The organism is Austwickia sp. (assembly GCA_016699675.1).
In the GTDB taxonomy this organism is placed as follows: domain Bacteria; phylum Actinomycetota; class Actinomycetes; order Actinomycetales; family Dermatophilaceae; genus Austwickia.
Genome location: CP064985.1, coordinates 1,169,331 through 1,189,868 on the forward strand (window position 1 = coordinate 1,169,331; position 20,538 = coordinate 1,189,868).

The 20,538-nt window shown below is 74.1% G+C and carries 21 protein-coding genes; 17 read left to right on the forward strand and 4 right to left on the reverse strand.

The genetic code is table 11. The annotated features are described in order from the left end of the window. Positions 1-33 precede the first annotated feature (33 nt). The 10 genes from IPK37_05450 to IPK37_05495 all read left to right on the forward strand — a co-directional run bounded on the left by IPK37_05450 (position 34) and on the right by IPK37_05495 (position 10,360). On the forward strand, positions 34-993 hold the full coding sequence (locus IPK37_05450; GenBank protein ID QQS01849.1) for a GNAT family N-acetyltransferase: 960 nt from the start codon (positions 34-36) through the stop codon (positions 991-993). 168 nt (positions 994-1,161) lie between these two features. Beyond that, positions 1,162-1,335: a hypothetical protein gene (locus IPK37_05455; GenBank protein QQS01850.1), complete on the forward strand. Its 174-nt coding sequence runs from the start codon at positions 1,162-1,164 to the stop codon at positions 1,333-1,335. 92 nt (positions 1,336-1,427) lie between these two features. Further along, entirely contained in the window at positions 1,428-3,059 is a 1,632-nt protein-coding gene (locus IPK37_05460) for an FAD-dependent oxidoreductase (GenBank protein QQS01851.1), read from the forward strand. 188 nt (positions 3,060-3,247) lie between these two features. Beyond that, positions 3,248-4,264, forward strand: a complete 1,017-nt coding sequence (locus IPK37_05465; GenBank protein QQS01852.1) for an ROK family protein — start codon at positions 3,248-3,250, stop codon at positions 4,262-4,264. Then, positions 4,261-5,178: a hexose kinase gene (locus IPK37_05470; protein ID QQS01853.1), complete on the forward strand. Its 918-nt coding sequence runs from the start codon at positions 4,261-4,263 to the stop codon at positions 5,176-5,178. Before IPK37_05465 ends, IPK37_05470 begins: the two co-directional genes overlap by 4 nt. Then, complete coding sequence (locus IPK37_05475; GenBank protein QQS01854.1) at positions 5,178-6,032, forward strand: class II fructose-bisphosphate aldolase family protein; 855 nt, start codon at positions 5,178-5,180, stop codon at positions 6,030-6,032. The genes IPK37_05470 and IPK37_05475 overlap by 1 nt, the downstream gene beginning before the upstream one ends. Positions 6,033-6,129: 97 nt before the next feature. After that, entirely contained in the window at positions 6,130-7,707 is a 1,578-nt protein-coding gene (locus IPK37_05480; GenBank protein QQS01855.1) for a PAS domain-containing protein, read from the forward strand. Between the two features lie 304 nt (positions 7,708-8,011). Further along, positions 8,012-8,227, forward strand: a complete 216-nt coding sequence (locus IPK37_05485) for a hypothetical protein (protein ID QQS02689.1) — start codon at positions 8,012-8,014, stop codon at positions 8,225-8,227. Positions 8,228-8,466: 239 nt separating this feature from the next. Continuing rightward, on the forward strand, positions 8,467-9,639 hold the full coding sequence (locus tag IPK37_05490) for a hypothetical protein (GenBank protein QQS01856.1): 1,173 nt from the start codon (positions 8,467-8,469) through the stop codon (positions 9,637-9,639). Continuing rightward, a complete protein-coding gene (locus IPK37_05495; GenBank protein ID QQS01857.1) occupies positions 9,560-10,360 on the forward strand; it encodes an ATP-binding protein in 801 nt (266 codons plus the stop codon). Before IPK37_05490 ends, IPK37_05495 begins: the two co-directional genes overlap by 80 nt. Before the next feature lie 79 nt (positions 10,361-10,439). Here IPK37_05495 and IPK37_05500 read toward each other — a convergent pair whose 3' ends face one another. Beyond that, a complete protein-coding gene (locus tag IPK37_05500; protein QQS01858.1) occupies positions 10,440-11,687 on the reverse strand; it encodes a hypothetical protein in 1,248 nt (415 codons plus the stop codon). Positions 11,688-12,050: 363 nt separating this feature from the next. Here IPK37_05500 and amrB point away from each other — a divergent pair, with 363 nt between their 5' ends. From amrB to IPK37_05525, 5 genes are all read left to right on the forward strand, one after another. Beyond that, positions 12,051-12,872, forward strand: coding sequence for an AmmeMemoRadiSam system protein B (gene amrB, locus IPK37_05505; protein QQS01859.1), 822 nt, complete (start codon positions 12,051-12,053; stop codon positions 12,870-12,872). Further along, positions 12,869-13,507: an AmmeMemoRadiSam system protein A gene (gene amrA, locus IPK37_05510; GenBank protein ID QQS01860.1), complete on the forward strand. Its 639-nt coding sequence runs from the start codon at positions 12,869-12,871 to the stop codon at positions 13,505-13,507. Before amrB ends, amrA begins: the two co-directional genes overlap by 4 nt. Then, positions 13,504-14,580 (forward strand): AmmeMemoRadiSam system radical SAM enzyme, encoded by a 1,077-nt coding sequence (amrS, locus tag IPK37_05515; protein QQS01861.1) that lies wholly within the window; start codon positions 13,504-13,506, stop codon positions 14,578-14,580. The genes amrA and amrS overlap by 4 nt, the downstream gene beginning before the upstream one ends. Before the next feature lie 18 nt (positions 14,581-14,598). Continuing rightward, positions 14,599-15,870, forward strand: coding sequence for a hypothetical protein (locus IPK37_05520; GenBank protein QQS01862.1), 1,272 nt, complete (start codon positions 14,599-14,601; stop codon positions 15,868-15,870). Positions 15,871-16,004: 134 nt separating this feature from the next. Beyond that, the gene (locus IPK37_05525) at positions 16,005-16,592 is read left to right on the forward strand and encodes a hypothetical protein (protein QQS01863.1); all 588 of its coding nucleotides are present in this window, start codon (positions 16,005-16,007) and stop codon (positions 16,590-16,592) included. Positions 16,593-16,615: 23 nt separating this feature from the next. Here IPK37_05525 and dapA read toward each other — a convergent pair whose 3' ends face one another. Beyond that, positions 16,616-17,527, reverse strand: coding sequence for a 4-hydroxy-tetrahydrodipicolinate synthase (dapA, locus tag IPK37_05530; protein ID QQS01864.1), 912 nt, complete (start codon positions 17,525-17,527; stop codon positions 16,616-16,618). A gap of 105 nt (positions 17,528-17,632) precedes the next feature. Here dapA and IPK37_05535 point away from each other — a divergent pair, with 105 nt between their 5' ends. Beyond that, positions 17,633-18,580 carry a LysR family transcriptional regulator gene (locus IPK37_05535; GenBank protein ID QQS01865.1) on the forward strand — a complete coding sequence of 316 codons (948 nt, stop codon included), beginning with the start codon at positions 17,633-17,635 and terminating at the stop codon, positions 18,578-18,580. Positions 18,581-18,689: 109 nt separating this feature from the next. Here the strand turns inward: IPK37_05535 and IPK37_05540 are convergent, their stop codons facing one another. Both IPK37_05540 and IPK37_05545 read right to left on the reverse strand, forming a co-directional pair. Continuing rightward, positions 18,690-19,115, reverse strand: a complete 426-nt coding sequence (locus IPK37_05540; GenBank protein ID QQS02690.1) for a thioredoxin family protein — start codon at positions 19,113-19,115, stop codon at positions 18,690-18,692. Beyond that, a complete protein-coding gene (locus IPK37_05545; protein ID QQS01866.1) occupies positions 19,072-20,022 on the reverse strand; it encodes a DMT family transporter in 951 nt (316 codons plus the stop codon). Before IPK37_05545 ends, IPK37_05540 begins: the two co-directional genes overlap by 44 nt. A 37-nt stretch (positions 20,023-20,059) precedes the next feature. Between IPK37_05545 and IPK37_05550 the strand changes: the two genes are divergently transcribed. After that, complete coding sequence (locus IPK37_05550; GenBank protein ID QQS01867.1) at positions 20,060-20,527, forward strand: SRPBCC family protein; 468 nt, start codon at positions 20,060-20,062, stop codon at positions 20,525-20,527. Positions 20,528-20,538 lie beyond the last annotated feature (11 nt).

Here is a 20,538-nt window from a genome sequence, read left to right on the forward strand (position 1 = left end):
GTAACGCAGCAATAGCCGCGCTAACCTGTGCGGATGTCGACTCCCGTGCCGGCTCGCGTCGGCGAGCGCGTGGCGATCCGGTACCGCGGTCCCGACGGCCTCACCGAGGCCGTCGGCGAGGTGACGGAGATCGACGCGGAGACCCTCACGGTCCTGCCCGACGGCGCGGCTCCCGTCGTCGTCCCCCGCGGCGCCATCTCCGCCGCGCGGGCCGTGCCGCCGCGCGTCGTCCGGCTCGTCTCCCCCATCGAGGACCTCGAGCTGCTCGCGGCCCGCGGCTGGCCCGGCGCCGAACAGGAGCGGCTCGGCGGGTGGCTGCTGCGCGCGGGAGCGGGCGCGAGCAGCCGCGCCAACAGCGCCCTCCCCACGGGGGATCCGGGGCTGCCGGTGGGCGCGGCGGTGCAGCGGGTGATCGACTGGTATGCCGAGCGCGGGCTGCCGCCCCAGATCCAGCTGCCGAGGGCGCTGGGGCCGCGGTTCCCCGCATTCCGCCGGCCGCCCGAGGCCCTGGCGGCCGAGCTGACGGCGCGCGGCTGGGCGACCGCGAAGCCCACCCTCGTCCTGGTGGGCGACCTGCGCCGGATGCCCCCGCGGGCGACGCCGTACCCCCTGCGCTCCACCTGGACCGACGCCCCGGACGAGGCGTGGTGGGCGCTCGACGGGAGCACGGGCGGTCGGCGGGTGGAGACCCTGGCCGCGCCCGCGCGCTACATCACCGTGCGCGAGCAGGGCGGCGGCGTCGTCGCCGCGGGGCGGCTGGCGCTGGTTCACGACTGGTGCGGACTGACCAACCTGACCGTGCTGCCGGCCAAGCGCGGGCAGGGGCACGGTCGCCGGGCGCTGGAGGCGATGCTCGCCGAGGGGGTGCGGGCGGGGGCCAAGTTCGCGTACCTGCAGGTCGCCGAGGCGAACACCGCGGCACGCGAGCTGTACGCCGGGCACGGGTTCGCGCCGCACCACGCCTACGACTATCACTCCCCGACCGCCGACTGACCGCTGGCCGCGGCACCTCCGGTTGCGATCTAGATACCCCCAGGGGTATATTAGGGATATCGCCCCGCGATGCCACCGCCAGCTCTGCGACGGAGCGGCGCCTCGACCGCGATCACCCTCGGCGACACCGCCACGACCACCATCACGTCAAGACAAAGGAGCACCGCCATGTGCCGTGCGGCCACCTGCAAGAAGTGCGGCAAGACCACGTGGGCCGGCTGCGGCCAACACGTCGACCAGGTCATGCGGGGCGTCCCCGCGGCGCAGCGCTGCAGCTGCCCCCGCGACAACGCCGCCGGTAGCTCCGGGGGCGGGTTCATGGCCAAGCTCTTCGGCCGCTGACCGGCTCGCGCCGGCCCGCACAAGGCCGGATTCAGCGCAGACTGGCTGCGGAAGTGCGCTAGAGGTTGCGCCAGAGGAAAGGGGCAGGGTCCATGAAGGTGGTCATCGTCGGCGGCGTCGCCGGCGGGATGTCGACGGCGACGCGCCTGCGGCGCCGTGACGAGTTCGCCGAGATCGTCGTCTTCGAGCGCAGCGAGCACGTGTCGTTCGCGAACTGCGGGCTGCCGTATTACGTGGGCGGTGCCATCGCCGACCGGCGGTCTCTGCTGCTGCAGACGCCGCAGAGCCTCGCGGCCCGGTTCCGGATCGACGTGCGGGTGCGCCACGAGGTCACCGGCATCGACCGCGCGGCCAAGACGGTGCGGGTCCGCGACCTCGCGACGGACACCGAGACCACCGAGCCCTACGACGCCCTCGTCCTGGCCCCCGGCGCGGCGCCGTTCGTGCCCGCCTTCCCGGGCGCGGAGCGGGCGCTGACGCTGCGCAATATCGCCGATGTCGACGCGATGCACGCGGCCGTCACGCATCACCCCACCAGCGCCCTCGTCCTCGGCGCCGGCTTCATCGGCCTGGAGGTCGCGGAGAACCTCGTCGAGCGCGGCATCGCGGTGACGATCGTCGAGCTGGCAGACCAGGTCCTGGCGCCACTCGATCCCGAGATGGCCGCGCTGGTGCAGCATCGCCTCGCGGAGCGCGGCGTCCAGGTGCGCAGGGGGACGCAGGTCAGTTCGTACGACGGGCGGACGGCGACCCTGGCCGACGGCTCGACCGTCCCGGCGGAGTTGCTGGTAGCGGCGATCGGCGTACGGGCGGACTCCCGGCTGGCGACCGACGCCGGTCTGGAGGTCAACGACCGCGGCGGCATCGTCGTGGACGAGCAGCAACGCACGTCGGACCCGGCGATCTTCGCCGTCGGCGACGCCGTGCAGAAGCGGGACGCCATCGACGGCGGCCCGGCGATGGTCCCCCTGGCCCAGACCGCCAACCGCCACGGCCGCCTGGTCGCGGACGTGATCACCGGCAGGGACACCGCCGCGCTGCCGGTCCTCGGCACCGCGATCGTCGGCGTCTTCGGCCTCGTCGTCGCTGCCACCGGCTGGAACGAGAAGCGGCTGCGGGCCGCGGGCCGGCCGATCCGGGTGATCCACACCCACCCGGCCCACCACGCCGGGTACTACCCCGGCGCCGAGCAGATGAGCCTGAAACTCCTGGTGGACGCGGAGACCGACGCCATCCTCGGCGCCCAGGGCGTGGGTGGCGCGGGCGTGGACAAGCGCATCGACGTCATCGCGACGGCCATCCGCGGTGGCCTGACCGCGAGCGACCTGGCCGACCTCGAGCTGGCCTACGCCCCCCAGTTCGGGTCCGCCAAGGACCCCGTCAACATGCTCGGCTTCATCGCCGACAACATGGCCACGGGCCAGGTGGACACGATCCAGTGGCACGAGCTGGATGCTGCAGTGGCTTCCGGGGCCGCCGTCCTCGACGTGCGTACGGCCGCCGAGTTCGCCGCCGGGGCGATCCCGGGCGCGGTGAACATCCCCGTGGACGAGCTTCGCGATCGGCTCGACGAGGTCCCGCCGGGTGACATGGTGGTGCATTGCGCCGTCGGCCTGCGCGGTTACATCGCTGCGGCCCTGCTCGCGCAGCACGATCGCCCGGTCCGCAATCTCGACGGCGGCATCCGCACCTGGGATGTGATGAATTATGCTAGGGCCCAGTAGATTCCCTTCTGTCCGGCACGCTGTCGGCGGGATCGGGTCGACAGCGCAGGCCGCGCGACCTATGATCGATAACGATTGATTCGACGTTCTAGCGAGCAGCGTCGATCATCGGGGTCCCGGCTTGCCACGGCACGTGTCGACACGCCCGGGCGGGTCCGCGGGGGGCTTCAGCAGGGGCGGAGGTAGGCGTGGCCGACGTTGCGGCGGTCGACATCGGGGGGACGCGTCTGAAGGCCGCGATCGTGCACGACGACGGCACCCACGAACTTGCGCGGACCTTCCCGACGCCACCCGACCTTGAGTTTCGCCTCGGCGAGGTCGTCGGCCAGATCGTCCAGGAACTCGCGCTGGATCTCGGGCGCCGGCCCGCGGCGGTTGGCCTCGCCGCCCCCGGCCTCGTCGATGACACTCGCGCGATCGGCGTCTTCTCGGCCAACCTCGGGTGGCGGGCCCTCGACCTGCGCAGGCCCATCGCCGAGGCGACGGGCTTGCCCGTCGCCGTCGGTCACGACGTCCGGGCCGGGCTCGTCGCAGAGGCCTGGGTGGGTGCGGCGCAGGGCTGCTCCGACGTGGCCTTCGTCCCCATCGGCACCGGCATCTCCGCGGCGCTGCTCGTCGACGGCCGCGAACTGGTGGCCGGCGGCTTCGCGGGCGAGATAGGGCACGTCGTCGTCGCCCCGGGCGGACCGGCCTGCGGGTGTGGCGGCCGCGGTTGCCTGGAGGCGGTGGCGTCCGCCGCGGCGATCGCCCGCACGTACGCCGAGCGCACCGGCCGCTCCGACGGCACGGGCCGCGACGGCACGGGCCGCGGCGGCTCGGGTCGCGGCGACTCGGGTCGCGGCGACGGCACCGGCCGCGCCGACAGCGCCCAGCGCAGCGACAGCTCCGCCGTCGAGGTCGACGCGCGGCGGGTCGCCGAGCTCGTGGCCGCCGGGGACCCCGTCGCCATCGCGGTGTGGGGCGAGGCCGTCGACCAGATCTCCCGCGTCCTCGCCATGCTGGCGCTGGCCTCCGGCGCGCAGCTCCTCGTCGTCGGGGGTGGCCTGGCCCAGGCCGGGGACGCGCTGCTGCGACCGCTGCAGGCCGGCGTCACGACGTACGGCGGCACCCTGCGCCCCCTGCGCGTCGTCCCAGCGACGCTCGGCGAATTCGCCGGCTGCCTCGGGGCGGGCCGGCTCGCCCTGCGCCTGCTGGAGCGCGCATGATCGTCACGGTCACCGCCAACCCGGCGCTGGACATCACCTACACCCTCGATCACCTGCGGCTCGGCGAAAGCCAGCGGCCGACCACGCAGCGGGCGGTCGCCGGCGGCAAGGGCATCAACGTGGCCTCGGTGCTGCTCGGGTTCGGGTACGACGTGCGGGCCACGGGCGTGCTCGGCGGCCTCTCCGGCGAGTTCATCCGGGCGGACCTGACCGCGCGGGGCATCGACCCCAGCTGTTTCGTGGCGTCGGCCGGCGCCACCCGACGTACGGTCAACATCGTCTCCGACGGCGTCTCCACCCTGCTGAACGAGACCGGGCCGACGATCGACCCCCCGACCTGGACCCGCCTGGAGCAGACCGTCGCCGAGCTGATGGCGGACCCGCGGGGCACCGCCCTGGTGCTATCCGGGAGCCTGCCACCCGGCGCGGGCGAGGACTCCTACGCCCGGCTCGTCGCGGCCGCGGGACCGGACGCAGCGACGATCGTCGACGCCGAAGGCCCCGCGCTGCTGCGCGCGTGCGCGGCACACCCGACGATCGTCAAGCCCAATCGAGCCGAGCTGGCGGCCACGGCCGGCCGCGATGACCTGCTGACCGGCGCCCACGACCTGCGCCGCCGCGGCGCGGAGAACGTGCTGGTCACCGACGGCCCGCGCGGGATCGTCTTCGTCCCCGCCGACGGGCCCTCCTACCGGGCCTGGCTGGACGCGCCGCTCGCCGGCAACCCCACCGGCGCCGGCGACGCGTTCGCCGCGGCCCTGGCCAGCGGCTTGGCCGACGGATGCGACACCGTCGACCTCCTGCGGCGCGGCATCGCCTGGTCGGCCGCCGCGGTGCTCGCGCCGATCGCGGGGACGGCCGACCCAGACCGAGCGGCGGAGCTGCTCCCCCATGTGCGGATCGAGGAGATCTGATGAGCCTGGCCACGCTGGCCGACATCCTGCAACCCGCCCGCGCCGCCGGACGCGGCGTCGGCGCCTTCAACGTCATCCAGATCGAGCACGCCGAGGCGCTGGTCGGCGCGTCGATCGAGACCGGCCTGCCCGTGGTGCTGCAGATCAGCCAGAACTGCGTGCGGTACCACGGCGCCCTCGCACCGATCGCGGCCGCGACCCGGGCGCTCGCGGCCGCCGCCGAGACGCCGTGCGTGCTGCACCTGGACCACGCGACGGACGTCGACCTCATCCGGGAGGCGCTGCGGTTGGGGTTTACGTCGGTGATGTACGACGGGTCCACGCTCCCCTACGCGGAGAACGTGGCCCGGACCGCCGCGCTGGTCGGCGAGTGCCTCGAGGTCGGCGCGAGCCTGGAGGCGGAGCTGGGCGAGGTCGGCGGGAAGGGCACCCACGCACCCGGGGTACGCACCGATCCGACGCAGGCGCGCGAGTTCGTCGCGGCGACCGGCGTCGACGCGCTTGCCGTCGCGGTGGGCTCGGAACACGCGATGACGCAACGTACGGCGTCGCTCGACCTCCCGCTGATCACGGCGCTCGCCGACGCCGTCCCGGTGCCGCTGGTCCTGCACGGCAGCTCGGGCGTGCCGGATCAGACCCTCGCCGCCGCGGTCGCCGCGGGCATGACCAAGGTGAACATCGCGACGCACCTCAACGCGGTGTTCTCGGCGGCGCTGCGGGACTACCTCGCCGCGAACCCCGACGTCGTCGACACGCGACGGTTCTTCGGGCCGGCCCGCGACGCCGTACGCGCCGAGACGGCCCGACTGATGCGCCTGTTGGCGGGCGGCGAGCCCGCCGACACCCGCCGCTGAGGAATCCGCACACCTCGACGCCCGGCCTGAGAAAGCTGCGCTACCTGCCGATAGTCCATGCGGAGACCCTCGACGCGACAGCGACAGGTGGACGGCCGTGCGGCGCGGAATGTGGCAGATCAGCAGGGGGACGCCCGCCCCCGATCTCGCCACACCGCTGTGGCTGGCGCAGCTCCTGGCCGCGGCGGGCACGGTGCTGTTCACGCTCGCGATGGACACCACCGGGGCGGCCCCGGCCTGCCTGGCCGTGCCCGGCTCGATGCTGGGAGCCCTGGCGGCGCAGTGGCCGGACCGATCGATGCCGCGCACCACAGCCTTCGGAGCGACGGCAGCCGCCCACGTCCTGATCGTCATGGGCGTGGCCGCCGCCATGGGCGAGTCCGTGTGGCGCTTCGGCCTGGTGGCCGTGGTGTCCCTGGTCAACGCGGTCCTGGTCGGCGTCATGCACCGGCGCGTGTCCGCGGGCTGGGCCCCGCGCACCGCGGCCGAGGTGCTGCGAGTGGCCGCCTGGGCCGTGGCCGTCTCGCCGTTGCAGCTGGTGGCCTGGCTCGCGCTGGACCCCAACCCGCACACGCTGGTCTCCGAGTCCCACCTCGTCCTGTTGCGGGCGGCGGGCGGCATGGTGGTCGGGTTGACCACGATCTTCCCAGCGATCTCCAGTCCTCCCCCCGCGGCCCGCGTCGGTGGGTTGAGGACCTGGGCGATCTGCGCGGTGATGTGTCTCATTCCTCATCCGGTGCTGCTCGCCGCACCGAACCTGCCGCTGTCCTGGGTGTTCGTTGTCGGCCCGCTCGTCGCCGCGCTGGTCCTCAGCCCCCGCGCGCTGGGGCTGCTCATGTTCCTCATGTGCGTGGTGCAGCTGGCGATGCCGTATCCCCAGTACCATCCCGGCCGCCTGAGCTGGTTGCCCGCCGTGGTGTTCCTCGATCTGCTCGTCGCGTTCGCCTCCCTCGTCGCGTTGCTCGTCGCGGTCGGGCGAGACCACCTGGCCCGCCTCGCCGCCGACGTGGCCGACGCCGTCGCGGAGGAGCAGGAGCGCATCGAGCTGCTGTCCACCGTGTACGCCTCGATGAGCGACGGCCTCGTCCTGGCCGACCCGCAGGGCGCGGTGACGATGTCCAACCCCGCCGCCGCGCGCCTCATCGGACGGCCGGTGCCCGCCAAGATCACCGAAGCCTGGGCGGCCGCGGCCGAGCTTCAGGTCGAGGATGCGCGCCGCATCGCGGGTGTGACGCTGCCGGGCACGGCGCTACCGGGCGCGACGGCGCTACCGGTCGCGACGGCGCTGCCGGGCGCGGCGGCGATGCCGACGCACAGCGCGGCCCTGCCGGCCGCGGGCACCCCGAGCGAGCTCCGGCAGGTGCCTCGGCACCGCGAGGTGGTCGTCCCCCTGCCCACCGGGGAGCGCCGCCGCCTGTCGGTCTCCCACCTACCGCTCGGGGTCGGCGGCAGGGACCTGTCCCTGCACCTGCTCACCGACATCACGGCCGAGCATGCGCGGCAACACGACCTCGAGTCCTTCGCGGGGACGGTCGCCCACGACCTGCGCGGCCCGTTGGCGGCGCTCACCGGCTGGCTCGAGACGGCCGAGGACGAGCTCCGGGCCCTCGACGTGGCCAGCGGCGAGGCCGCGGTCGGTCGGCCCTGGGTGCGACGGATCGCATGTGTGGGTTGATCGATGAGTACCTCGCCTTCACCGTCGCCCACAAGGGCGCGCTGACCCTCGCGCCGGTCCCGCTGCGGCCGCTGGTCGAGGACATCGCAGCCCTGTACGGCGGCACCGATCGGGCCGTGCGGGTCGTGATCGACACCCCACACGTCGTACGGGCGGACGCCGCCCTCGTCCGGCAGCTCTTCCGCAACCTCATCGGCAACGCCGTCAAGTACTCTCGGCCCGGCGAGGGCACCTCCGTGCTGGTCCGGAGCCTGCCGGCGACCGCGGGGGGGTTCGGGTCGAGGTCGCCGACCACGGCCGGGGACTGCAACCCGGGGACGAGGAGCGGATCTTCGAGGCCTTCGCGCGGTCCGCGAAGGACGCCGACGCCGCTCCCGGGATCGGCCTGGGGTTGTCGCTGTGCGCCACGATCGTGGCCCGACACGGCGGCGCGATCGGGGCCGCGGCCAACGACTGGGGTGGCGCGACATTCCACTTCACCCTGCCGTTGACCGACGCGACTCGGGAGGGGCCGTCGTGAGGTCACCCTTGTGGTCAACCGGCGCGCCCTCCCGGTCCACGCTCGTCGCCCAGACGCTCAGCCAGCTCCTTCTCGTGGCTGAGCCTCGTGCTGTTCCAGCGCAGCTACGGCACCACGCCGATGTGGGCCACCTTTCCCCACGCCGTCATCACCCTGGCCCTGTTCTGGCCGCGGTCGCCAGACGGGCCGCGCGCCGGCTGTTTGCGGCGGCCACCGCCGGCCAGGGCGAGGCACTCGGCGTGGCCCTGCTGAGCTGGGGCGTCGCCGCCGGACCCGCCGCCTGGATGAGCCTGGTCCACGTGGCCGTCGCTATCGCCGTCCTGGCGGCCTGGCGGCGGCTCAACTCCGCCGCCGACTGGGCGCCGGGGAACGCCACCGACACCGTCCAGCTCGTCGCGCTGTGCTGGACCGCGGCGCCCGCACTCCTCCTGGCCGGTGGCATGGTGGGCCTGCCGGCCACCCCGGACGGCGTCGCCGGGATGATCCTGTGGGACGTGCGGATCCTCGTCAGCAACACGCTGGGCATCCCCGCCTGCCTGCTGCTCATCGTCGACGACCGCCGGTTCGTGCTCAAACACCGCCCCCACCGATCGGACGCCGTGGGGGTCTTGCTCAGCCTCGCCTGCCTGTTCGCCCCGTTCCTGGTCCGCGACTACCCCGTCGCCTGGCTGGTGTTCGTGCCCGGCGTGTGGGTCGCGTTGCGATACCCGCCCCGCTCCGTGGCCGTCCTGTGCCATGTGGGCGCGCTCGCCTCCGTCATCGGGTCCTACCGCGGCGTGTGGAGCGTGGAGAACGGCACCTGGATGCCCTCCGACAGCATCCTCGGGATCGCGCTCGCCGCGGTGACCGGGGTGGCGTGGCTCATCGTCTACCAGCGCGAGGACACCGCGCGGCGGACCGAGGACGTCCAGGTGCGGCGCCGCAGTGCGCGGGCGCAGAACATGCTCCTCGAGGGCGTCCTGACCGTGATGACCGACGGCGTCCTGCTCGCCGACGAGACCGGCGCGCTGCGCCTGGCAAACCCGGCGGCGCGCGCCCTGCTCGGCCCCACGCTGCCCGCCGACATCCGGCCGCAGACCTGGGCGGGCGCCGGACGAGTTCACGGAGTCCGAGCGGCCCGATCCCGAACCTTCCGAGCCCGAGCGGCCCGAGCCCGGCGCGGCCCGCACGGTCACCCTCCGCGCGCCGGCCCGGGTCGGCCGCCCCGGCCCGATCCTCACGCTCACCGAGCGGCCCGTGATCTTCCGCGGCGCCGCGCACCGGCTCGTGCTCCTGCGCGACAGCACCGGGGCGAAGGAGCGACAGCAACAGCTGGAGGCCTTCGCGGGCGCGGTGGCGCACGACCTCAAGAATCCGCTGGCGGGGCTCGCGTTGTGGATCGAGTCGGCGCAGCTCAGTCTCCGCGAGGGTGAGCTCGACGAGAGCCTGGCCGAGCTGGCTCAAGCGCAGGCGGCTGCCGGCGCGCTGCGCGCCCTCATCGACGACTACCTGGCCCACGCCGTCTCGCGGCACGGGGCGCTGCGCCCCGTGGTGACGGCTCCGGCCGCGGTGCTGGCCGAGGCCGCGGCGCCGTACCCCCAGCTCACCCTCGAGATGGCCGCGGACGAGGCGGTGCTGGCCGGCCCGACGTTGCTCCGGCAGCTGTTCCGCAACGTGCTGGACAACGCCGTCAAGTACGCCCGGCCCGACACCACGCCCTGGGTTCAGGTGACGGCCGTGCCGGCGGCGGACCCGGCCTGGGTCGAGATCCGCTGCGCCGATCGGGGCATCGGGCTCCAACCGGGCGACGAGGAGCGCATCTTCTCGTCGTACACGCGCGGTTCCGGCGAATCCGGCGGATCGTCCGGGGGCGGCGGACGCGCCGGCCGGCTCGACGGCGCGGGCACCGATGGCGACGGCGGCGTCAGAGGCGGGGGCGACGGGAAGCGGCGCCGCGGCATCGGACTGGGCCTGGCGCTGTGCAAGTCCGTCGTCGAACGCCACGGTGGCACCATCCGCGCCGAGGGCAACGCCTGGGGCGGGACCACCTTTCGGTTCACGCTGCCGAGCGCCGGCCTGTCCGCGCTGAGCATGTCGGCGAAGGGCGACGGGCGGGTGGCGCCCGCCGGGCTGGCGGAGGCAGGCCGGGCGTAGGACGCGGCCCGCCGGCTTCACTTGCGCGGCCGGTCCGGCCGTGGCCCACCAAGGCGGGGGCGGCGACCCGGCGGGTGGCTCAGCCGGCGAGAAGACCCGGTACGGCGTCCACGGTGGCCGTCTCGGTCAGGCGAGGCTCGCGCACCGCCGGGGTGTAGGTGCCCGCGAGGACCAGCCCCGCGCCGGCACCGTCCACGACGACCAGCGCGCCCTGGTCGGCCATGAGGCCGCTCGGGCGGGCGCACCACATCCGGGTCACCGCCGACGCCCCGGTCAGAGCGCTCTGGGGCCCGAAGACGGCGGTCGGCGCGTCGTGGCTGCCGTCGCGGTGCACGATCATCTGGCGGACCACGTCCCCGTCCACCAGCACGAGCCGGGTGGCGGCCGCCCGCTCCTGGGACAGGTCCCCGTCGAGGTCGAACACGTCGGCGCCGAGCGCCGTCACGTTGGTCAGCCCCGTGGCGAGGACCGCGGGCTCGGACGCCGACAAGGCCGACCCCCGCGCGGCCACCGTGTAGCGCAGCAGCCGCCCGCCCGCATCGACGACGAAGACCTCCGGGTCGCCGTACGCGTGCCCCACGATGGCGGCGGCGACCGCCTTCGCGCCCGCCAGGCCCTCGACCAGCACGACGTCGGTCGCGACGTTCGTGACCACCGGCCCGTCGGTGTTCTCGCGCAGGATCTCGACCTCCAGGTAGTGCAGCCGCCCCTGCGCGTCGGTCGCCACGAACGACTCCAGCCCACTGGCGATGTCGCCCGCCCCGCCGCCATAGCCCAGCCGCACCGGCTCGAACCCCAGCGTCCCCTCCTGCTCGGCCAGGCGGGCTGCGGTGCCGGCGATCTGGTGCGAGAACAGGGACCGGCCGACCGCCGAGTGCAGGCGAGCGCGGCAGTCGAGGCCTTCCAGTGCCCCACCGATGGGGCGGTGCGGCGGCACGGCGCTGGGGGCCGGCGACCCGGCGGGTGCCACGGCGCCGGATGCCGGCGGGGTGGACCCGGCCTGCGGATCCGGGGACTGGCCGGTCGCCGCGCGGCTGGCGGCGCCGCCCGCCGCCGGTGCGCCGTCCACCGTGGCCGCATCCGTCGGCCCCGAGGCTGCGGCCGTGGGCGCCGCGCCGGTCGCCGAGTTCGACGCGGCGGACGTGCCAGCGCGGGTCGCTCCCTCGGCCGGTGCGGAGGCCGCGACCAGGGTGCCCCCCTCGGCGCCGGCGGGCGTCGCCGGCCCCCCGCAGCCGGCCAGCGCGACCGCAGAGCCCAGGCTCACGGTCAGGGCTGCGCCGAGGCTGGCGAGGCGTCGGGCGGAGGGACGAAAGCTGCTGGCACGCATGGGACTTCCTCGGTAGGGGACCCGTCGGGTCGGGGGGCTGCTACCTCTGGAATACGCGATGGGTCCGACAACCGTTACCCCCGGCGCGCAATCGTGACGTCACGTCCGGATAACAACCTCTTGGCCCAGGTCAGGAGCTTGCGCGCGGGGCGCCGGGTCACGGTGCGGACACGAGCGACCCTGGCCCGATCCGGGGCGTGGGACGGGATCCTGTTATCCACAGGACGACCGTTCGTGACCTGCCCTTTTGGTGCCATGGCACCCTTTGCGCAGGTCGTGAGCGGTCATTTGGGGACAGAGACGGCGGCCAGGCCGGGCGCCGCCCCCATGCCGATCCGGGCGGGGCGAACTACGCTCGACACCATGACCGCCGCCCGCCCGCCGGCCGTGGCCGGCAGCTTCTACCCCGGCTCCGCGCAGGCGCTGGCCGCCATGCTGCACGAGCTGCTCGCCCCGGCGCGCACGGCGCTGGCCCGGGACCCGATGCCCGCGCCGAAGGCCGTCGTGGCCCCGCACGCTGGGTACGTCTACTCGGGCTCGACGGCCGCGCTCGCCTACGCGCGGGTGGAGGCGGCGCGCGACGTCGTACGGCGGGTCGTCCTGCTCGGCCCCTGCCACCGTGTCGCCGTCCCCGGGCTGGCGCTGCCCGGCGACGCGGCCTTCGAGACCCCGCTCGGGACGGTGCTGGTCGACGCCTCCGCGGTGGCGGCGATCACGTCGCTGCCGCAGGTGACGCAGAGCCGCGAGGCACACGCCTGGGAGCACTCCCTGGAGGTGCACGTGCCGTTCCTGCAGGTGGTCCTCGACGAGTTCACCCTGGTGCCCCTGGCGGTCGGCCGCGCCACGCCCGACCAGGTCGCCGAGGTCGTCGACGCGCTGTGGGGCGGCCCCGAGACCCTCATCGTGGCCAGCTCGGACCTGTCGCACTACCTGCCGTACGACCGCGCCCGCGCCGTCGACCAGGCCACCATCGAACAGGTGCTCGCCGCCTCGGATCCCGTCGATCACGACCAGGCCTGCGGGGCGACGCCGGTGAACGGGCTGGTCCTCGCGGCCCGTCGGCGCGGCCTGGCGCCCCGCCTCCTGGGTTCCTGCAACTCCGGCGACACCGCCGGGGATCGCGACCGGGTGGTCGGGTACGCGTCGTTCGAGTTCCCCGCCGAATCCCCCGTGGTCGCCGCATGACTCACGATCGCGGCGAGATTCTGGTCGGCCTCGCGGAGCGCGCGATCCGCGCGGGACTCGACCTGCCGGTCCCGGTGGTCGACTCGTCCGCGGGCCCGCAGCCCGAACCGGCGTGGCTGGCCGAGCCCGGCGCTGCCTTCGTGACGCTGCACGTTCCCGGCGGGGGCGGTCGGCCGCGGCTGCGGGGCTGCATCGGCACCATCGAGCCCTACCGGTCGCTGCGCGAGGACGTGCAGGGCAACGCGCGGGCCGCGGCGTTCTCGGACCCGCGGTTCCCGGCGCTCACCGCGCCGGAGCTCGCCCACCTGGACATCGAGGTCTCGGTGCTGTCGCCGCGGGAGCCGCTGCCGTACGCCGACCGGGCGGACCTCGTCGCCCAGCTGCGGCCGGGCGTGGACGGGCTGGTGCTGGAGTACGGCGGTCGCCGCGGCACCTACCTGCCGCAGGTGTGGGACCAGATCCCGGACCCCGCCGACTTCCTCGCCTCATTGGTGACGAAGGCCCGCCTCCCCCAGGGCTTTTGGTCGGACGACATCGTGCTGTGGCGGTACACCGTCACGGCGTACCCACAGCCGCCCGCGCACCCGCTGCCCTCGCCCGAGCTCGGGCCCGGACCCGCGGAGAGCACGCCATGACTGCGGAGCATCACCCGGCGCGCTACTGGCAAGCCCTCGACGACGGGCGGATCCAGTGCGACCTGTGCCCGCGGGAGTGCCGCCTGCGTGACGGCCAGCGCGGGTTCTGCTTCGTCCGAGCCAACGCCGGCGGACGGCTGGAACTCACGACGTACGGCCGATCCTCCGGCTTCTGCATCGACCCGATCGAGAAGAAGCCCCTCAACCACTTCTACCCGGGCACGTCGGTGCTCTCGTTCGGTACGGCGGGCTGCAACCTGGGCTGCAAGTTCTGCCAGAACCACGACATCTCGAAGGCCCGGGAGATGGACCGGCTGCAGGATGCCGCCGGGCCCGACGACATCGCCCGGGCCGCCGCCGAATTCGGTTGTCGCAGCGTGGCCTACACGTACAACGATCCGGTGATCTTCACCGAGTACGCGATGGACGTGGCCGCGGCCTGCACCGCGCGCGGGCTGCGCAATGTCGCCGTCACCGCGGGCTACGTGCAGGGACAGGCCCGACGCGACTTCTTCTCGGTGATGGACGCGGCCAATGTCGACCTCAAGGGCTTCACCGAGGAGTTCTACGAGCGCCTCACCGGGGCGCGGCTCGCCACGGTCCTGGAGACGCTCGCCTATCTGGTGCACGAGACCGACGTCTGGGTGGAGATCACGACCCTGCTGATCCCCGGACACAACGACGACCCCGCCGAGCTGCGCGCCCTCTCCGCTTGGGTGGCAGCCGAACTCGGGCCCGATGTGCCGCTGCACTTCTCGGCCTTCCACCCGGATCACCGGATGCGGGACGTGCGCCGGACACCGCTGAAAACCCTCGTCATGGCCCGGGACATCGCCCGAGCGGAGGGGCTCCGGCACGTCTACACGGGCAATGTGCACCACCGGGAGGGGGACACGACGTCCTGCCCGGCCTGCGGCGCCACGCTGATCGAGCGGGACTGGTATGAGATCCGGTCCTATCGGCTCACCCCAGATGGCCGCTGTCCGGCCTGCGCGGCCCCAGTGGCGGGCCGGTTCGACGCCGAGCCCGGCTCCTTCGGCTCGCGGCGCATCCCCGTCCGGCTCGCCGGCTGAGCCTGGAGAGTGAGCGGCATGCTCGAGAACGCCTGGGTGGAGCGCGACATCGCTGCAGCCGCGCCGCGGTCCGACGCCGAATCGGGAAGCCGCGGAACGGGATTCCGGCTCGCGGTCAAGGCGACCGTCGCGGTGCAGGGGGCGGTGCTGTCGGCGGGCTGCCCGGTGTTCGCCGACCACACGGCCGACGTCGACGCGTCGATCGTCGCCGCCCTTCGCCCCCGCGGCGGCCACGTCGTCGGTACCACGCATTGTCACGAGCTGGCCTTCGGCATCACGGGAGCCAACGCCTGGCTGGGCGCCGGCACCCACCCCACCCATCCGGACCGATCGCCCGGCGGCTCCAGCGGCGGCAGCGCGGCCGTCGTCGCCACCAGGCAGGCCGACCTGGCCATCGGGACCGACACCGGTGGCTCTGTGTCCATCCCGGCCAGCGTCTGCGGGGTCGTCGGGTTCCGGCCCACCGTGGGCCGCTACCCGGCGGACGGGATCGTGCGGATGACGTGGACGCGCGACACCGCCGGCCTCTTCGGCCGGTCGGTGGAGACGATCCGCACCGCGGACGCCTGGATCACCGATCGCGCGGCGCCCCAGGCCGATTCCCCCCGCCCGGGGCGGGTCGCCGTCCCCGCCGAGTTCACGGTCGGGCTCGACGAGCGCACCGAGGCCGCCTGGCGCCGGGCCCTCGACGCGGTCGGCGTCGAGTGGGACATCGTGCCAGTGTCGCTGGCCGACGTGTTGGCCCCGCTGCGCCGGCCGGCGTGGCAGATCGTCGGCTACGAATCGCGAATGCTCTTCGCGCAGTTCGCTGCTGCGGCCCTGAATCGTCCGCCGGAGCAGGCCTGGCAGGTGCTGCTGGACGGCGTGGTCACTCCCGATGTCGCCGAGGCGCTGCGCCGCAGCGACGCCCGGCCGGTCGCCCCGGCGGAATACGGCGCCGCCCGGGAGGCGGTGTTCGCGGCCCGCACGACGTACGACGCCGTCCTCGCCGCCGCCGGGTGCCACCTCATGCTGTTCCCCACGACCCCGCGCCCGGCGACCCGGCTCGTGCAGGACGATCTGGTGTGGCACCGCGGCGACCAGCTCCCGGTGTTTGCGCTGATGACCCGGCACACCGCACCCGGCACGCTGCTGCGGGCACCCATGCTGACGCTCCCCGTACCCGTGGCGAGCGGCGACCTTCCCGTGGGGGTCACCGTGCAGGGCCTGCCGGGCGACGACGATGCGGTGCTGGCCGCCGGTGCCCTCGTGCAGGGTGCGCTGGCGGCCGCCGCCCCGTCGGCGGGTTGACCCCGCCCGGATGCCTTGCCGGCGCTGGCCTCGCCCTGACCCCGAGGCGCCGCCCACCGCGCGTTGCATCCCACCGAGCCGCGCACCGGGTCGTCTCGGATCGCGCCTGGCTCGGTTCGTGAGACCGTGGGCCCATGTGGACAGGCGAACACCGGGTGGTGGCGCAGGTCGACCCGGAGGCGGTCTGGCGTCGCTGGGTCGACACGACGTACTGGACTGAGGACGACCCGGACACGAAGGCCGCGGGGTACGACCACGCCGGCACGCCGCCGGACGCCTGGGCCGCGCCGGAGCACAGGCCCCTTCGCGCCGCGTCCAGCGAGCCCGCGCCCTCACCTTCCGCGGGACTGGAGCACGCCGCCACCGACCGTACGCCGCAGCCCGGCACCACCGGCTGGGTCAAGCCGGCGAAGGGCCCGCTGTCGCACTTCACGGTGATTCGCGCGGACCGCACCGACTGGCGCTTCGACCTGCACACCCGATTCCCCGGCGCCACCATGCATTTCGAGCACCAGATGCGGCCGACGGGAGCGCCCGATGGGGCCTTGGCCGGGGCCGAGGTGTCCGCCGATGGCGCGACGTACGAGCTGGTGCACCGCGTCCGCTTCAGCGGCCCCGCGGCGGCGGTGTGGGGTGCCCTCGTCGGGCGGTCCATCGCCGCCGGCCTCCCGCGGGTGCTCGCCAACATCGTCGAGCACGCCGGCGGCGTGGTCCGGATCTAGTCGAGCGGGAGCACGCTCTCGGGTCAGGCCGGCGCGAGCGCGCCGATCTGCGAGCCGCGCAGCCCCTCGCGCAGTACGCGAAGGTCGTCCTCGGTCGACTCCACGAGCGGCAGCCGCACCGTCGCGTGCTCGATGACGCCCAGCTCGACCAGGGCGGCCTTGGCCATGATGGCGCCCTGGGAGGTGTGCATGATCGCGTTCACAACCGGGGCGAGCCGGCGGTGGATCTCGCGGGCCGCGGTCAGGTCACCGGCGTCGACGGCGTCGATCATCGCCCGGTACTCGCGCCCGGCCACGTGCCCCACGACGCTCACCACGCCCGCGGCGCCGAGCGCCAGGAGGGCCAGGTTGTCCTCGTCGGCGCCGGAGTACCAGGCCAGGTCGGTCTCGGCCATCAGCCGCGTCGCGGCCCACTGGTCGCCCTTGGCGTCCTTGACGCCCTTCACGTTGGGGAGGGCGGCCAGCTCGATCAGGGTCTCGGTGGTGAAGGGGATCCCGGTGCGGCCCGGGATGTCGTAGAGCAGGATCGGCAGCTCGGTGGCCTCGGCCACGGTCCGGGAGTGCGCGATGAGGCCGCGCTGGGTGGGCTTGTTGTAGTACGGCGAGACCAGCAGCAGCCCGGTCGCCCCGGCGCCCTCGGCCCGCTGCACCATCTCCAGGACGTGGCGGGTGTCGTTGCTGCCCACCCCGGCCACGACCTGGGCGCGCCCACCCACGGCCTCCACGACGACGCGCATCATCTCGACGCTCTCGTCGTCGGACAGGGTGGCCGACTCACCGGTGGTGCCGTTCACGACGATGCCGTCGTGACCCGTGGCCAGCAGGTGTTCCACGAGGGCGCGCGCGCCGTCGAAGTCCAGCGAGCCGTCGGGCTTCATGGGCGAGACCATCGCCGTGAGGACGGAACCGAAGGGGCGCGCGGGGGTCTGGGTCATGGCCCCTAGCCTGCCCCACAGGATTGCTCAGGTCTAGCGATGGATTTCGCTCGTTATTCGGTACGAACGCTTCATGATCGAGCGGGGCCCGGTTATCGTCGGGACATGCTCGATCCCGCCGCGCTCCGCGCCCTGAGCGTCATCGCCGAGGTCGGCTCCGTGGCGGGCGCGGCGGACGCGCTGGGCTTCACCCCGTCGGCCGTCTCGCAGCAGGTCAAGCGGCTGGAGGCTCAGATCGGGGTACCCCTGCTGGCCCGCGCGGGCCGCGGCGTGGTGCTCACCCCGGCCGGCGAATCCCTCAGCGCCGCGGCACCCGACGTCTTCGCGGCGATGGAGCGCGCGACGCAGGGCGCGCTCGCCCGGGCGGCCAAGCCCACCGGGACGGTGCGGTTGGTCGCCTTCTCGACGGCGATCCGGGGCCTGGTGGCGCCGTGTCTGGCCGCGCTCGCCGTACGCCATCCCACTCTCCACCTGGCCCTCACCGAGGCCGACCCCGCGGAGGCCGCCGCGGCCCTGGCCTCCGGCGCCGCGGACCTCGCGATCCTGCACGACTCCGCGGCCCTGCCCGCGTGGACGGGGGCGGCGGGCGCGGGCGAGACGAACGTACGCCGGCAGCTGCGCACCGACCTGATCCTGCTCGACGTCGGCGACGTCATCGTGCGCGAGGACCATCCGCTGGCCGGCCGCGCCCGCGTCGCCGCGCCGGACCTGCAGGGCGACGCGTGGGTGACGAGCCCGCCGGGTACGGCGTGTCACGACTGGTTTCAGCGGCTCTTCGCCGGCACCCCGCAGCCCCTGGTCCGGCATCGCATCGACGACTTCTCCACCCAGCTGGCGCTGGTCGCGGCCGGCGGCGGCATCGCCCTCGTGCCGCGCCTGGCCCGGCCGCCACTGCCGCCCGGCCTCGTGGCGCTGCCGGTTGACCCGGCCCCCACCCGCAGCGTCGAGGCGGCCTGGCGGGCGAGCGCGGGCGAGAGCCCCGCGCTCGAGGTGGTGCGCAAAGCGCTCCAAGTGATCGCTCACGACTCGGTCACCACCCCTGCCCCCCACTGACCGCTCACGACCTGCGCAAAGGGTGCCATGGCACCAAAAGGGCAGGTCACGAACGGTCGGCCTGTGGATAACGCTTCGCTTGCGCTCTCGTGTCAGCCCGGCGCGGTGATCAGGACGGCTCGGTGATGGCGGCCAGCGCGCGGTCCACGCTGCCCCGATCCGTGGGCCGCACCAGCCGCTCCACCTCGACCCCGTCGCGCAGGAAGATCAGCGTCGGCCAGAGCTTGACCCGGTAGGACCGGCCCAGGGGCCGACCCGGCCCGTCCTCGACCGACAGCACGGGGACGTCGGGGTGCGCGGCCAGGGCGGGCGCGATGTGGCGCTCGGCCGCGAGGCAGTAGCCGCACCAGTCGGTGCCGAACGCCACGACCGCCGGGCCGCGCATCGCGTCGACGTCCGCGCGCAGCGGCTGTTCGGTGTTGTAGTCGGTCACCCCTCCAGCATGCCGGGTGCGCCGGGCCCGCGCGCGAGGGGGCCTGCGGGCTGGGGACTCAGTCGCCCGCCGGGCCGCCCACCGACTCCTTGTCCGCCGGATTGCCGCCACTGATCTGCCGCCCCGACAGCCAGATGCCACACCCGATAACGGCACCGCCGAGCAGGTGGTACCAGGCCAATCGTTCCCCTACGAACAGGAACGCCAGGGCCGCCCCGAACACGGGCATCAGGTGGATGAACTGCCCGGCCCGCGAGGCGCCCATCAGCTCCACGCCGCGGTTGAAGCAGAAGAACGAAACGATGGAGGGGATGACCCCGACGTACGCGACCGCCGCCAGCGCCCCCGGCGTCGCCCGCACCGCCCGCCCCCCGGCCAGCTCGGCCGCCGCGAACGGCGCCACCATGAGCGCCCCCAGCCCGAACGTCGTCACCAGCAGCGTCAGCGGCCGGACCGCCGGTTTGTCGCGCAGCACGACGGTGTAGACGGCGTACGCCGCGACGGCCGCCAGGATCCAGGCATCCCCGGCGTTGGCCGACAAACCCGCGCCGCCGATCACCCGCCCCTGGGAGACCACGAGCCACACGCCGAGCAGCGAGACGACCAGCCCGGCGAGCTGCGCCAGGTGCGGCCGCTCCCGGTGCGCGGCGAGCGTCAGGAGCACGATGAGGACGGGGCACACCGACTGCAACAGCACCCCGTTCACGACCGTGGTGGTCTCCAGCCCCCGGTAGACGAACGTGTTGAAGATGGCGATCCCGGTCACCGCCAACACCAGCACGGTCTTCCAGCGCGCCCGCAACTCGCCGGTGTCCGCCCGCACCCCCCGCCACGCCAACGGCGTCAGCAGCGCCGTCGCGATCGTCCAACGCAGGAAGGACAGTTGGATCGGGGGGACGGTTCCGCCGACCAGTCGCCCCACCACGAAGTTGCCCGACCAGCCGAGGATGGCCAGGCACAACAGGAGGGGCGCCGAGGCGTAGAGGCGGTGGATCGGCGACGGACTCACGGCCGCCACGTTAAGGCACGCGGATAGCCTGGTCGCCATGACGAGCCCCGCGACGCGCAGCGTCGAACGCCTCATCCACGCCGACTCCGATCTCATCTTCGACGTCATCGCCAACCCGTTCCGGCACGCCGACTTCGACGGCTCTGGGATGGTCAAGGGCACCCCGCACGGGCCGGGACGGCTCGCCCCCGGCGTCCGCTTCACGATGGCCCAGAAGGTGGGGCCGTTCCCGTACCGCTCGGTGAACGACGTGGTCGAGTTCGAGGAGGGCCGCCGCATCGCGTGGGCCACCTCCAGCGAGCTCGCCGGCCGACGCGTCGCGGGCGGACAGATCTGGCGGTACGAGGTCGAGCCGCGCGAGGACGGCACGCTGGTGCGGGAGTCCTACGACCTGTCGCAGGCCGGTGTCGTCGGGCCGATCATGGAGCGGACCGGCCAGGCCGCGCGGTACGAGAAGGCCATGGCGGCCACCCTCGAACGCCTCGCCAAGCTGGTCGAGAACTAACCCCGCCGGAC